The 13,824-nt window shown below is 63.5% G+C and carries 10 protein-coding genes; 6 read left to right on the top strand and 4 right to left on the bottom strand.

Features of this window, described 5'->3' with window-relative positions; all coding sequences use genetic code 11:
* Nucleotide 1: 1 nt before the first annotated feature.
* Both NKI37_RS13020 and NKI37_RS13015 read right to left on the bottom strand, forming a co-directional pair.
* On the bottom strand, nt 2-1,114 hold the full coding sequence (locus NKI37_RS13020; protein WP_352789746.1) for an aminomethyl transferase family protein: 1,113 nt from the start codon (nt 1,112-1,114) through the stop codon (nt 2-4).
* 70 nt (nt 1,115-1,184) lie between these two features.
* A complete protein-coding gene (locus tag NKI37_RS13015) occupies nt 1,185-1,955 on the bottom strand; it encodes an ABC transporter substrate-binding protein (protein WP_023700430.1) in 771 nt (256 codons plus the stop codon).
* 248 nt (nt 1,956-2,203) lie between these two features.
* On the opposite strand from NKI37_RS13015, the gene NKI37_RS13010 reads away from it, so the two are divergent.
* Complete coding sequence (locus NKI37_RS13010) at nt 2,204-3,094, top strand: SGNH/GDSL hydrolase family protein (protein WP_023689203.1); 891 nt, start codon at nt 2,204-2,206, stop codon at nt 3,092-3,094.
* Between the two features lie 22 nt (nt 3,095-3,116).
* Here the strand turns inward: NKI37_RS13010 and NKI37_RS13005 are convergent, their stop codons facing one another.
* Both NKI37_RS13005 and NKI37_RS13000 read right to left on the bottom strand, forming a co-directional pair.
* The gene (locus tag NKI37_RS13005; protein ID WP_023700429.1) at nt 3,117-4,799 is read right to left on the bottom strand and encodes a hydantoinase B/oxoprolinase family protein; all 1,683 of its coding nucleotides are present in this window, start codon (nt 4,797-4,799) and stop codon (nt 3,117-3,119) included.
* A 1-nt stretch (nt 4,800) separates the two neighbouring features.
* Nucleotides 4,801-6,885 carry a hydantoinase/oxoprolinase family protein gene (locus NKI37_RS13000; RefSeq protein WP_352789744.1) on the bottom strand — a complete coding sequence of 695 codons (2,085 nt, stop codon included), beginning with the start codon at nt 6,883-6,885 and terminating at the stop codon, nt 4,801-4,803.
* 220 nt (nt 6,886-7,105) lie between these two features.
* On the opposite strand from NKI37_RS13000, the gene NKI37_RS12995 reads away from it, so the two are divergent.
* The 5 genes from NKI37_RS12995 (at nt 7,106) to NKI37_RS12975 (ending at nt 13,816) form a co-directional block, all read left to right on the top strand.
* The gene (locus NKI37_RS12995; RefSeq protein WP_023671300.1) at nt 7,106-7,933 is read left to right on the top strand and encodes a ferredoxin--NADP reductase; all 828 of its coding nucleotides are present in this window, start codon (nt 7,106-7,108) and stop codon (nt 7,931-7,933) included.
* A gap of 218 nt (nt 7,934-8,151) precedes the next feature.
* Nucleotides 8,152-9,201 (top strand): deoxyribose-phosphate aldolase, encoded by a 1,050-nt coding sequence (gene deoC, locus NKI37_RS12990; protein ID WP_023829345.1) that lies wholly within the window; start codon nt 8,152-8,154, stop codon nt 9,199-9,201.
* A gap of 225 nt (nt 9,202-9,426) precedes the next feature.
* Nucleotides 9,427-11,799: an aldehyde dehydrogenase family protein gene (locus NKI37_RS12985; RefSeq protein WP_352789741.1), complete on the top strand. Its 2,373-nt coding sequence runs from the start codon at nt 9,427-9,429 to the stop codon at nt 11,797-11,799.
* A 292-nt stretch (nt 11,800-12,091) separates the two neighbouring features.
* Nucleotides 12,092-12,823: an SDR family oxidoreductase gene (locus NKI37_RS12980; RefSeq protein ID WP_352760008.1), complete on the top strand. Its 732-nt coding sequence runs from the start codon at nt 12,092-12,094 to the stop codon at nt 12,821-12,823.
* A 147-nt stretch (nt 12,824-12,970) separates the two neighbouring features.
* Complete coding sequence (locus NKI37_RS12975; protein ID WP_352789738.1) at nt 12,971-13,816, top strand: fumarylacetoacetate hydrolase family protein; 846 nt, start codon at nt 12,971-12,973, stop codon at nt 13,814-13,816.
* The last annotated feature ends 8 nt before the right edge of the window (nt 13,817-13,824 follow it).

The raw sequence follows: 13,824 nt of genomic DNA, 5'->3' as shown, positions 1-13,824 counted from the left end.
TTTAGGCCCGCAGCCGAGCGCCTTCAGGATCGAAGAATGGCATCGGCGCCACCACCGCGCGGGTCGGCTTGCCGTCAATGTCGATGCTGAGTTCGGTCCCGATGGCGGTGAACGGCAGCCGCAAATGCGCCGTCGCCAGAACTTTGCCTAAGGAATAGCCGTGATCGCTGTAGGTGACGACGCCGGCATCCTCGCCGTCGGCGAAAACCCTGGCATCCGTCGCGGCCGGCTTGTCACCGTCGAGAATCAGCCCGGTCCAGCGTTCGTCGAGCCCTTTGTCGCGAATTTTGAGCAGCGCCTCGCGGCCGATGAACTCGCCCTTGTCGAACTTGATCCAGCGATCGAGCCCGACATGGAAGGGCGTACGGCTCTCGTCCATGTCGATGCCATGCGCCGGATAGGCCTTTTCCAGCCCGAGCGTGAACATGGCCAGCACGCCGTATGGCTTCAGGCCGAAATCGCTACCGGTCCGCATCAGCGCGTCCCAGAAGGAAGTGGCCTCGTCCGCCGGCACGAACAGTTCGAAGCCGAGCTCGCCGGTCACCCCGGTGCGTGAGATCAGGACTTTGGTCTCGCCGACGCGCCCTGAAGTGAACGCCCAGCGTTTCAACTCATCGAGATCGGCATCCGAAAGTGCTTTCAGCAGCTCGCGTGAACGCGGCCCCTGTATCGTCGGAAAGGCGACGGCCGCCGTGATGTCGGTGACATAGGCCTTTCGCGCTTCAGCATGATGTTGCAGCCAGGGCAGCATCTTCAGCCGGTTGACCGAGCCGGTCACCAGCATGAAATGCTCAGGCGCCAGCCGGAACACGGTGAGGTCGTCCATGATGCCGCCATCGTCGCGGCAGACGGTGGAATAGCGCACCTGGCCGGGGCTCATCGCGGCCGCATCGTTGACGATGATGTGGTTGACCAGCGCCTCGGCTTCCGCCCCCTTGATGTCCATCTTGCCCATGGTGCTGAGATCCTGCACGCCGACATTCTTGCGCGTGTTCAGGTGCTCGTCGGCAATGCCGGAGTAAGTTTTGGCCGAGACGAAATCGCCGCCGACCCGGCCCATCGTGGCGCCGAGGCCAACGATGCTGGTGTAGAAAGGGGAGCGCCGCTCAACCAAGAAACTTCTCCGTCATCTCATGAAAACGGCAGCGCCTGATGGCGCTGCCGAGGTAGGAGCGGTGAAGGGGTTAACTTCCGTAGACGTCGAACAAGAAGTATTTGTCGTTGATTTCCTTGTACTTGCCGTTGGCACGCAGGGCGTCGATGGCGGCATTGAACTTGTCGGCCAGTTCCTTGTTGCCCTTTTGCAGGGCGATGCCGACGCCGGGTCCATGAATGGCCGGATCGGCGGCCAGCGTGCCGAGCAATTTGCAGCAGGCGCCATCGGGCTTCTTCAGCCATTCGGTCAGGATGATCGAGCCGTCCATCATCGCGTCCAGCCGGCCATTGGCCATGTCGGTGCGGGCGTCGTCGCCGGTCGGATAGGCCTTGACGGTCGAGCCGGAGTATTTCTTCTCGGCGAAATTCTGGTGGATGGTGGCGCTCTGCACACCCAGCACCTTGCCCTTCAGATCGTCAGGCGACGTGCCTGCAATGGTCGAATCCTTCGGCACGGCGATGGCCGGTGGCGTCTGGTAATATTTGTGGGTGAACTCGACCTTCTCGGCCCGTTCCGGCGTGATGGTGATGTTGATGATGGCGTCGAACTTGCCGGCCTGCAGCGCCGGAATGGAACCATCGAAATCCTGTACGGAGAATTCGCACTCGGCCTTCATCTCGGCACACAGCGCCTTGCCGAGGTCGATGTCGAAGCCGCCCAGCGTGCCGTCCGAATTGGCATAGTTGAAGGGCGGATAGGCGCCCTCGGTCCCGATCCTGAGTTTCTCGGCGGAGGCAGCACCGGTCCCAAGCAGCAGGGCGGCGGAAGCGGCAAGCACGAAACGACCGAAAAGACGCATGTTCCTGATCTCCGTTGACTAAGCAATTCCAGGGAAGGTGTTGGCGGTTTCCCGTCCGGAATTGCGCGAAAACAAGGATAGAAGTCTATGGTCTTTTGCAGGCCCCACGGAAACGACATGCTCTGCGGCGATCACGGCGTGGCAAGCCGTCCTTCCCCAGGAATCTTACTGTGATCTAAATTACAGACCGATCATGGACATGGGCGCATGCTCAGCTGGAAGTAGACGGTCGTGGGAGGGACCTGGGGATGGACCAGCAGGAATTCGTGCAGGAAGCCGCGCAGCGGCGCATAGACGACGACATCGCCAAGCGCATCAGGGTTCACCAGGCCAACATCGAGCGGCTCGAAACCGCAAGGGAAAGTGCCGGCAATCTCGAGGCGGCCGTCGCCAACCGGCCGCTGGTGATGCTGGCGCAGGGCGATTCCTGGTTCGACTATCCGCTCACCGGGAACGGATTTCCGTTCGTCGACACCGATGTGATCGCGCAGCTGCGCCGCATCGGCTCGATGCCGCCGACCATCCTCAACCTTGCCCATCATGGCGATGCGGCGACCGACGAGATGTCGCTGCCCAAGCAGCAGCGCATGATCGCCGCCCTGCGCAACAAGGCCAACTGGCTGGACGGCAAGCCCGATGCCATCCTGTTCTCTGCCGGTGGCAACGACATTGCCGGCGACCAGTTCTGCATCTTCCTCGACTTCAATGACGGCCACGCCCCCGGGCTGAACAAGAACCGCTTCACCAAGGCGCTCGGCATGGTCGAGGCCTGCTATCTCGATTTGTTCGCGCTGCGCGACCGCGTCGCGCCAGGCGTGCCGATCTTTGGCCATTGCTATGATTTTCCGATCCCGAACGGAGCGCATCCGTCCTGTGTCGGCCCGTGGCTGAAACCGTCGCTCGATTTCTGCAACTGGACGGTCGCCAAGGGCACGGTCATCGTTCACGACGCGCTGGCGGCGTTCCGCGATGTGGTGAAGCGCCTGGCCGACGATCCCAACAACAATTTCCATCTGGTCGACACGCAGGGAACGTTGAAGGTGGCCGACTGGGCCAACGAACTGCATCCCGATCCCGCCGGCTTCAAGAAGATCGCGCAAAAATTCGCCGATGCGCTGAAGGCCAAGCTGCAGACCTGACGCGGCTCGGGCCTGTCGGCTGTCAGGTTCCGAACAGCTCTTTGGCTTGTTCAACGGTGTAGTAACCAAGCCTGATGTCTTCGGCGACCAGTTTCGGGTCGCGCTCACGCGGATCACCATAGCCGCCGCCCCCGGGCGTGCCGACCCTCACGCGGTCGCCGGCCTTGAGCGCGATGTCCTGTTCCTTGGACAGATGCGGCGGCACATGTGCCTCGCCGTCGCGGAACACGGTCACCGTGTTCACCGCGCCGTCCTTGCCGCCGAGCGCGCCTTGCGGGCCGAAACGGCCATGGTCCATGACGAAGGACGCGCGCGCCTCTCCTCGCAATATCTCGACCTCATAGGCGAGGCCGAAGCCGCCGCGCTGCTTGCCGGCGCCGCCCGAGCCTTCGCGCAAGGCATAGTGGCGGTAGAGAACCGGAAAGGCCTGCTCCATGATCTCGACCGGCGGCGATTTCGAAATGCCGATGGTCGAGCAGCCATTGGTCAGGCCGTCATGGCCGGAATTGCCGCCATAGCCGCCGCCGGAGATCTGATACATCACATAGTCGCGGCCGCGCGCCGGATCGTTGCCGCCCAGCGCGAAATTGCCGCTGGAGCCGGCGGGCGCGGCCGTCACCTTTTCCGGCAGCGCCTGCACCATCGCCGCGAACACCGCCTCGGCGATGCGCTGCGAGACTTCAGCCGCACAGCCGGAGACGGGACGCGGGTATTTGGCGTCGAGGAACGTGCCTTCCGGCCGCTTGACGATCAGCGGCTCGAAAGCGCCGGCGCTGATCGGCACATCAGGGAAAATATGGCGCATGGCGAGATAGACCGACGACAATGTCGTCGCCAGCACGCTGTTCATCGGCCCGGCACAGGGTTTTGACGAACCTGTGAAATCGAAGGTCAGCGTATCGCCCTTCTTCTCCACCGCGAGCGCGATGGTCAGCGGCTCGTTGACCACGCCGTCCGAGTCGACAAAGGCCTTCGAGCTGTAGGTGCCGTCGGGAATGGCGGAGATGTTGGCGCGCATCTGCTCGGCGGCGCGGCGACGCAGTTCGGCGATCGCCCCGACGACGGTTTCGTCCCCGTAACGATCGAGGATTCCATTGAGCCGGTCCTGACCGATCAACAGTGCCGCGGCTTGCGCCCTTATATCGCCGATGCGCTGGTCGGCGACGCGGATGTTGGAGCAGATGATGGCGTAGATTTCGGTGTCGAGCACGCCCTTCTTGAACAGCTTGACCGGCGGCAGCCGCAGGCCTTCCTGCTCGACGGCTGTGGCGGAGGCGGAGAAGCCGCCCGGCACCGAGCCACCGATATCGGGCCAGTGGCCGGTATTCGATAGCCAGCAAAATATCTTGCCGTCGCGGTAGACTGGCATGGCGAAGCGCACGTCCATGAGATGCGTGCCGCCGAGATAGGGATCGTTGACGATGTAGATGTCGCCCGGCTCAGGCGGCAGGCAACGGCCGTCGGCGATCATCTCGATCACCGTTTTGGTCGAATACTGCATGACGCCGACGAACACCGGCAGGCCCTGGCTGCCTTGTGCGATCAACGAACCATCGACGGCCGAGTAGATGCCGTCGGAGCGGTCATTGGCCTCGGCGATGACAGGCGAGAAGGCAGCGCGGGAGAAAGTGAGATCCATCTCGTCGCAGACCTGCTGCAAGGCTGCCTGCAGGACCGAAAGCGTGATGGCGTCGAGCTTTTGCATCTCAGGCCTCGCCAATGTCGATGATGATGTTGCCGTCGGCGTCCGATCTTGCGCGGTCGCCGGGTTCGAGCACGGTGGTGGCGTCCATCTGTTCGAGGATCGCCGGCCCTTGGATAACGGCATCGAGCGGCAATTTTTCGCGTGCGTATATCGGCGTATCGTGCCAGCGTCCGGCATACCAGACCGGCCTTGTCTCGCGCAGCGCCTCGTCTAGCGTCTTTGTACGTCCGGCCGGGTCGATCAGCCGTGACAGGTCGATTGCCGGCCGCACGCCCGTCACCGACGTGTTGAGGTTGACCAGATTGGCGCGGATCTCCGGCAACTCGACCTTGAAGCGGGCGAAATAGGCTTTTTCGAACAGCGCCTGCAACTCCTGCCTTGTCACCGATGAAGACGGCAGCGCCACGTTGATGATGTGGGTCTGGCCGACGAACTGCATGTCGGCAGAGTGCGTAACGCGGATCGTTTCCGGCTTCACCGCTTCCTTGCCGATCAGTTCCTCGCCTTCCCCGCGGTGACGTTCCAGCACCTCGCGAAGCCGGGCTTCATCAAGCACGGCGACCGGCTGGTTGATGGTGTTGACGAAGTCATGGCGCAGATCGGCCACGACGCAGCCGAGCGCGTTGGTGATGCCCGGACGGGCCGGCACCAGCACGCGGGGCAGGCCGAGTTCGCGCGCCAGCGCGGTTGCATGCAGCGGCCCGGCGCCGCCGAAGGCGAACAGCGCGAAATCACGCGGATCATGGCCGCGCGACACCGAGACCATGCGGATGGCGCCGGCCATTTTCATGTTGCCGAGCCGCAGGATTGCACCCGCCGCCTCGACGCCGGAGAGGCCGGTGGCCTTGCCTATTCTGTCTTCGAAGATGCCGGTGACGCGCTCGACGGTGACCGGATTTTCGACCGCCAGCAGTTTTTTCGGCGCCAGCCGTCCCAGCACCAGATTGGCATCGGTGATGGTCGGCTCCAAGCCGCCGCGGCCGTAGCAGATCGGACCGGGATTGGCGCCGGCACTTTCCGGGCCGATCTGGATCAGGCCGGCCGCATCAACGCGCGCGATCGAGCCGCCGCCGGCGCCGACCGTATGCACCGCCACCATCGGCACGTGGATCGGCATCGCATATTCGATCTCGATCTCGTTGGAGACCGCCGGCTCGGCGTTGCGGATCAGCGCCACATCGGTCGAGGTGCCGCCCATGTCGTAGGTGACGAGGTTTTCAAAGCCGGCGCGCTTGCCCGTATAGGCAGCCGCGATGACACCCGAAGCCGGGCCTGACATCACGGTCTTGGCCGACTCGCGCGTGACGAAGCGGGCCGAGATCATGCCGCCATTGCCGTTCATGATCAGGAAGTCGCGGGCATAGCCTTTGGCGGCCAATTCCTTGCGCAGCCGCTCGACATAGCGCTCGAGGATCGGCTGCACCGAGGCGTTCACCGCGGCGGTCACGCCGCGCTCGAATTCTCGGGCTTCCGACAGCAGCGCATGGCCAGTCGTGATGTAGCCGTTCGGCCAAAGCTCGGCGGCGATTTCGGCAGCGCGCCGCTCATGCGAAGGGTTGGCGTAGGAATGCAGGAAATGAATGACGAGGGACTCGCAGCCGGCCGCGATCAGCGTCTTCACGGCGTCGCGCATCTCGGTCTCGTCAAGCGGGGTGCGCACCGCGCCCGACGCCTCGACGCGCTCCGAGACTTCGAGCCTGAGATCGCGCGGGATGATCGGAACGAAGGTGCCTGTCATGCCATAGGGCTGCGGCCGTGTGCGCCGTCCCAACTCGATCACGTCGCGAAAACCGCGCGTGGTGATCATGCCGGTTTTGGCCAGCCGGCGTTCCAGAACTGCATTGGTGGTGGTGGTCGTGCCATGCACGATGAGGTCGATGCCGTCTATGGCAAAGCCGGTGGCGCCGAGCGCTGAAACCACGCCGAAAGCCTGGTTGTCGACGGTGGTCGGCGTCTTGGCGATATGCACCTTTCCGCCGTCTTTTCCGTCGATCAAAATGAGGTCGGTGAAGGTTCCGCCAACATCGATGCCGGCAACGACGTGACCCAGGGAATCCGGTTGTTGCACCGAAAAATTCTCTTTCATTGTCGAAATCCGAAATGGCGGAACTACGAATATGCCGCAGTTTGGAAAGCTGTTTTAGCGTGGTATCTTGACACAAATATCGTTTGTATACTAATAAATTTGGGACACAAGAGCGCACTGCTTTGGAGTGTGTGAACGGCTCGCCGGGACCTGAATGGTCTGGGCGCGCAGGAAACGGTTTGGCGCCCGCACAGGCGTGGGCAAGACAGAGTTGGATTTGATGAACACCACATCCGCACTCAACACAGCCGGCGCCCGTCCGCTGCAGTTTCCGATTCCGGCCAATGTCTATGCCGAAACCGTCGTCTCGGTGAAGCATTACACCGACCGCCTGTTCTCGTTCCGCATCACCCGTCCGCAGTCGCTGCGCTTCCGCTCCGGCGAGTTCGTCATGATCGGTCTGCCCAATGCCGAAAAGCCGGTGTACCGCGCCTATTCGGTCGCCAGCCCGGCCTGGGACGAGGAGCTGGAATTCTTCTCGATCAAGGTGCCGGATGGTCCGCTGACCTCCGAACTGCAGAAGATCCAGGTCGGCGACACCGTCATCATGCGCCAGAAGTCGACCGGCACGCTGGTTGTCGACGCGCTGACCCCGGCAAAGCGCCTGTTCATGATCTCGACCGGCACCGGCATCGCGCCCTTCGCCAGCCTTCTGCGCGACCCCGATACCTACGAAAAATTCGATCAGGTCATCCTGACCCACACCTGCCGCGACAATGCCGAACTGACCTATGGCCAGGAACTGGTGGCCGCGCTCGAGAACGATCCCCTGATCGGCGAACTGACCGGCGGCCGCGTCACCCTCTACAATTCGACGACCCGCGAAGAGTCGGCGCGCATGGGCCGCATCACCGCGCTGATCGGCTCCGGCAAATTCTACGACGACCTCGGCATCGAGAAGCTCAATCCGGAGACGGATCGCATCATGATCTGCGGCTCGATGCATATGCTGAAGGACGTCAAGGAAATGGCCGAAAGCCTCGGCTTCCATGAGGGCTCGCTCAGCCATCCCTCGACCTTCGTCGTCGAGCGCGCTTTCGTCGGCTGACATCAGCAGGCGCCTCGGCGCCTGCTTCTCGATTGGAATTTTGACCATGCGGTCAAAATTCAGCTGCTTTCGCCGCCTTTTTCCGCTATGACCGCTTGAAGGACTCGTGAAGCGATGCTTCACGGGCTATCTTCGGTGTGCGTCGCCTAAAGCCGCCGTGCGGTCCGGGAGCAACGACACGCACCACGACGTAAAATCGTCGATCGAAAGGGCAGGAGATGAGCAGCACAATCCGCGAAGCCGATCTCGGCGGGTCCAAGGTCACGCCGCTGCCGGCGCGTGCCGCAGCCAACACGCCCGTTCCGCAATCGCATGGCATCGCCCGCAACACCGGCATGCGGCTCGATCTCGGCTTCATGGAATCGGTGCGCTCGGTCAATCGCTCGGCGCTGGAGCGCCGCGTCGCCAGCCTGATCAAGCGTCGTTCGATCAAGGCCGACAACCAGGCGGCATGGCTGCTGCGCGCCGTCTCCTGCATGGATTTGACGACGCTGAATTCCAACGACACCGAAGAGCGCGTCCGCCGCCTGTGCGCCAAGGCGATCAACCCGTTCCGCCGCGACATCGTCGAGGGGCTTGGCATCGAGGGCGAAAAAATCCGCCCGGCGGCGGTCTGCGTCTATCATCCATTCGTCGCGACGGCTGTTGATGCCGTGCGCGGCACCGGCATCCATGTCGCCGCCGTCTCCACCGCTTTCCCGCACGGCCTTGCGCCGCTGTCGACCCGCCTGCAGGAGATCGAGGCATCGGTGCGCGACGGCGCGGACGAGATCGACGTCGTCATCCCGCGCGGCCTGGTCTTCGGCGCCAAGTGGCAGGAGCTCTACAACGAGATCGTCTCGATGCGCGAAGCCTGCGGCGATGCGCATCTCAAGGTTATCCTCGGCACCGGCGACCTCGCCACGCTGCGCAATGTCATGCTGGCCTCGATGGTGGCGATGATGGCGGGCGCCGATTTCATCAAGACCTCGACCGGCAAGGAAAGCGTCAACGCCACGCTGCCCGTCGGCCTTGCCATGGTGCGCGCCATCCGAGCCTATTTCGAGGAGACCGGCTTTCTCATCGGCTTCAAGCCGGCCGGCGGCATCTCTACCGCCAAGGCCTCGCTCGACTGGCTGGTGCTGATGAAGGAGGAGCTCGGCCGGCCCTGGCTGGAGCCAGACCTGTTCCGCTTCGGCGCCTCGAGCCTGCTCACCGACATCGAGCGCCAGCTCGAGCACCATCTGACCGGGCATTATTCGGCCAATCACCGCCACGCGATGGCGTGAGGCGGAGAAGGCCTTGAACGTCGAGTTCCTTCGCGCCTCCCTCTGTCCTGCCGGACATCTCCCCCACTTGGGGGGAGATTGGCTAACGTCGACGATTTCGCCAATTGTCGACGTTTCAGAGCCGACAGGCGCGAAGGCTAATCTCCCTCCTTGTGGGGGAGATGTCCGGCAGGACAGAGGGGGGCGCCACAGAGCGCCTGCCAAGACGATTATCTGGAGCGCGTCATGAACATTCTCGAACGCTATCACGCCATGGAATACGGCCCAGCGCCGGAAGCCCGCACCGAGGCCGATGCCTGGCTTGCCGGACGCGATTTCGGCAAGGCGCTGTTCATCGACGGCGGCTGGAAGGCAGCAAGCGGCGGCAAGACCTTCGAGACCAGCGAACCCTCATCCGGCAAGCTGCTGGCCAAGATCTCCGATGCCAGCGCCGCCGATATCGACGCAGCCGTCGCCGCAGCCACCAAGGCCTTACCGAAATGGTCGGCGTCCTCCGGCTACCAGCGCGCCAAGGTGCTTTACGCCATCGGCCGCGCGATGCAGCGTCATCAGCGCCTGTTCGCAGTGCTTGAGTCAATCGACAACGGCAAGCCGATCCGCGAAAGCCGCGACATCGACGTGCCGCTGGCCATCCGCCATTTCATCCATCATGCCGGATGGGCGCAGGCGCTCGACATGGATTTCTCCGGCCACAAGGGCGTCGGTGTCGTCGGCCAGATCATCCCATGGAATTTCCCGCTGCTGATGCTGGCCTGGAAGATTGCGCCGGCCCTCGCCGCCGGCTGCACGGTGGTGCTGAAGCCGGCCGAATTCACCCCGCTCACGGCCATCCTGTTCGCCGAGATCTGCGAGCGCGCCGGCGTGCCGAAGGGCGTCGTCAACATCGTCCAGGGCGGGCCGGAAGCGGGCGTCGCCATCGTCAACCATCCCGGCATCCAGAAGATCGCCTTCACCGGCTCTTCGGAGGTCGGCAAGATCATCAGGAAAGCCACGGCCGGATCGGGCAAGAAGCTGTCTCTGGAGCTCGGCGGCAAGTCGGCCTTCATCGTCTTCGAGGACGCCGATCTCGACAGCGCCGTCGAAGGACTGGTCGACGGCATCTGGTTCAACCAGGGCCAGGTCTGCTGCGCCGGGTCACGGCTTCTGGTGCAGGAAGGCATTGCCGATGCCTTGATCGCCAAGGTCAAGGTCAGGATGAGCCGGCTTCGCGTCGGCAGCCCGCTCGACAAGAACACCGATATCGGACCGCTGGTCGACGGCACACAGCTCGACCGCGTCAAGGGTCTGGTCGCCGAAGGCGCCAGACAGGGCGCCGTCTGCTGGCAGCCCGACGCGGTGCTGCCGTCTTCCGGCTACTACCACCTGCCGACGCTCGCCACCGGTGTTTCGCCGGCAAATATATTGGCGCAGGAAGAGGTGTTCGGTCCGGTTCTGGCCACCATGACCTTCCGCAACACCGAGGAAGCGATCGAGCTTGCCAACAACACGCGCTATGGGCTGGCCGCCTCGGTGTGGAGCGAAAACATCAATCTCGCGCTGCATGTCGCGCCGCAGCTGAAGGCCGGCGTCGTCTGGGTGAACGGCACTAACATGTTCGACGCCGCCTGCGGCTTCGGCGGCTACCGCGAAAGTGGTTTTGGCCGTGAAGGCGGCCGCGAGGGCATGTTCGAATATCTGTCGGTGAAACTGCCGCTTGGTCCCGTGATCAAGCCGGCGACCTCTTCGGCGCAGCCGGTCGAGCAATCGGATGGCGGCGCCATCGACCGCACGGCAAAACTGTTCATCGGCGGCAAGCAGGTGCGGCCCGACGGCAATTATTCGCTGGCGATAGCCACTGCCAAGGGCAAGCTCGCCGGCGAAGTCGGTCTCGGCAGCCGCAAGGACATCCGCGACGCCGTTGCCGCCGCCCGCGCCTGCAAGGCGTGGCCGGAGGCTACCGCCTACAATCGTTCCCAGGTGCTCTACTACCTCGCCGAAAATCTGTCCGGCCGCACCGGCGAATTTACCGCACGCTTGACCGAACTGACCGGCGCCAACGCCAAGGCCGCGCGGGAGGAAGTGGAACAATCGATCGAGCGCCTGTTCCTCTATGCCGGCCTTGCCGACAAGTATGAGGGCAGGGTGCATCAGCCACCGGCCCGCGCCGTCACGCTCGCTTTGCACGAGCCGGTCGGCGTCGTCGGCATCGTCGCCCCGGACAGCGCGCCGCTGCTCGGCTTGATCTCCCTGATCGCACCTGCGCTTGCCATGGGCAACACGGTGGTGGCCGTGCCGTCGGAAAAATACCCGCTGCTTGCCACCGATCTCTACCAGGTGATCGAATATTCCGACGTTCCGGCAGGCGCCATCAACATCGTCACCGGCCGCACGGCGGAGCTTGCCGGCGTGCTGGCCAAGCATGACGATGTCGACGGGCTCTGGCTGTTTGCCGATGCCGACACTTGCTCCAAGGCGGAGGCCGATTCCGTCGGCAATCTCAAGCGCGTCTGGACCGGCAACGGCCGCAGCCTCGACTGGACGTCCGACGAGGCCGCCGGCGATGCCATGCTGCGCCGCGCCGTCGAAGTGAAGAACGTCTGGGTGCCATACGGCGACTAATGCCGCCTGAAGCGCGCTGTGCTTGAGTGAACCATGGCAGCGCGACTCGTTGCCCGGTTGTCATACATGTTGTTGCATCAGAGCAAGCGATGTGCATTACATCAGCCGTCGCGAAGGTGATCGCGTTCGGGCTTGACGCCCGGACGTGTGTTCTTTAACCAGAAAAAACATTTGTTATTTTGGACTGATGGATTGTGCAGGCCGCATAGTCGCGCCTGTCTGGCACAGGACGCCCTGGTCAGCCCGCATTAAATCGGGCCGGGAAGTGGCCAAAGAGGGCGAGGAGAAACGCATGGCGGATCTGGCAGGCAAGGTCGTTGTCGTCACGGCGGCGGCGCAAGGCATCGGCAGAGCGAGCGCTCTGGCCTTCGCCAAGGCAGGTGCCGTCGTGCACGCCACCGACATCAACGAGGCGCTGCTGGCCGAACTCGCCAAGACCTCCGGCATCAAGACCCGCAGGCTCGACGTCCTCAACGATGATGCCGTCACGTCGGGCTTCGCCGAAATCGGCCGCGTCGACGTGCTGTTCAACTGCGCCGGCTTCGTTCATTCCGGCTCGATCCTCGAGATGAAGGATGCCGATCTCGACTTCGCCTTCAATCTCAATGTCCGCGCCATGATCCGCACCATTCGGGCCGTGCTGCCCGGCATGCTGGAGCGCGGCGACGGCTCGATCATCAACATGTCGTCCGTCGCCGGCGCCGGCAAGGGTGTGCCCAACCGTTTCGCCTACGGCGTCACCAAGGCGGCCGTGATCGGCCTGACCAAGGCGGTCGCGGCCGACTATGTCGCCAAGGGCATTCGCTGCAACGCCATCTGCCCCGGCACCGTCGAGAGCCCGTCGCTGCAGGACCGCATGCATGCGCAGGGCGACTATGACGCCGCCCGGGCGGCCTTCATCGCCCGCCAGCCGATGGGCCGTCTCGGCACCCCCGAGGAAATCGCCGACCTTGCGGTCTACCTCGCCGGCGCCACGTACACCTCAGGGCAGGCCTATAATATCGACGGCGGCTGGTCGATCTGAGCAATAGCCTCGATCCGCAGGCCCAGGCTCGAACAGTTCTAAAGTCCGGCTTGCCCCAGGTCGGGTCCGATAGCCAGAGTCCGCCCAGTCGTCGCTTTGGCGGAGCGAGTGTTGAAAACGGCCTTGGGCCACAATTTGGAGAGCAAGATGAAACTGCTGCGCTATGGCGAGATAGGGAACGAACGCCCCGGCCTGCTCGATGCGGATGGCACGATCCGCGATCTTTCAGGTCATGTCGCCGACATTGCCGGCAAGGCGCTCGATCCGGCGTCGCTCGAGACATTGTCGAAGCTCGATCCGAAGTCGCTGCCGGTGGTTTCCGGCAAGCCGCGCCTCGGCGCCTGCGTCGCCGGCACGGGCAAGTTCATCTGCATCGGCCTGAATTATTCCGATCATGCCGCCGAAACCGGCGCCACCGTGCCGCCGGAGCCGATCATCTTCATGAAGGCGAGCTCGGCCATTGTCGGCCCCGACGATGATGTGCTGATCCCGCGCGGCTCGGAAAAGACCGACTGGGAGGTTGAACTCGCCGTGGTCATCGGCAGAAAAGGCAAATATGTCAGCGAGGCCGATGCGCTGGATTATGTCGCCGGCTATGCCGTTGCCCATGACGTGTCCGAGCGCGCCTTCCAGGCCGAGCGCCAGGGCCAGTGGACCAAGGGCAAGAGCTGCGACACGTTCGGTCCGACCGGGCCGTGGCTTGTCACCAAGGACGAGGTTGCCGATCCGCAGAACCTCAAAATGTGGCTGACGGTCAACGGCAAGACGATGCAGAACGGCTCGACCAGGACCATGGTCTACGGCGTCGCCTATCTCGTTTCCTATCTCAGCCAGTTCATGTCGCTGCATCCTGGCGACATCATCTCCACCGGCACCCCGCCCGGCGTTGGGCTGGGCATGAAGCCGCCCGTGTTCCTGAAGCCCGGCGATGTGGTGGAACTGGGCATCGAGGGGCTAGGCCAGCAGAAGCAGACCTTCAAGGCGGATGCCTAGCCGCCTCT

The organism is Mesorhizobium sp. M0626, assembly GCF_040320665.1.
In the GTDB taxonomy this organism is placed as follows: Bacteria; Pseudomonadota; Alphaproteobacteria; order Rhizobiales; family Rhizobiaceae; genus Mesorhizobium.
This window is presented reverse-complemented; position numbering and strand designations above follow the sequence as displayed.

Bases quoted from the DNA above. Each gene is read 5' to 3' on its own strand.
- NKI37_RS12995 (WP_023671300.1), top strand. From the start codon at position 7,106: ATGAACACCACATCCGCACTCAACACAGCCGGCGCCCGTCCGCTGCAG.
- deoC (WP_023829345.1), top strand. From the start codon at position 8,152: ATGAGCAGCACAATCCGCGAAGCCGATCTCGGCGGGTCCAAGGTCACG.
- NKI37_RS13000 (WP_352789744.1), bottom strand. From the start codon at position 6,885: ATGAAAGAGAATTTTTCGGTGCAACAACCGGATTCCCTGGGTCACGTC.
- NKI37_RS13015 (WP_023700430.1), bottom strand. From the start codon at position 1,955: ATGCGTCTTTTCGGTCGTTTCGTGCTTGCCGCTTCCGCCGCCCTGCTG.
- NKI37_RS12980 (WP_352760008.1), top strand. From the start codon at position 12,092: ATGGCGGATCTGGCAGGCAAGGTCGTTGTCGTCACGGCGGCGGCGCAA.
- NKI37_RS12985 (WP_352789741.1), top strand. From the start codon at position 9,427: ATGAACATTCTCGAACGCTATCACGCCATGGAATACGGCCCAGCGCCG.
- NKI37_RS12975 (WP_352789738.1), top strand. From the start codon at position 12,971: ATGAAACTGCTGCGCTATGGCGAGATAGGGAACGAACGCCCCGGCCTG.
- NKI37_RS13010 (WP_023689203.1), top strand. From the start codon at position 2,204: ATGGACCAGCAGGAATTCGTGCAGGAAGCCGCGCAGCGGCGCATAGAC.
- NKI37_RS13005 (WP_023700429.1), bottom strand. From the start codon at position 4,799: ATGCAAAAGCTCGACGCCATCACGCTTTCGGTCCTGCAGGCAGCCTTG.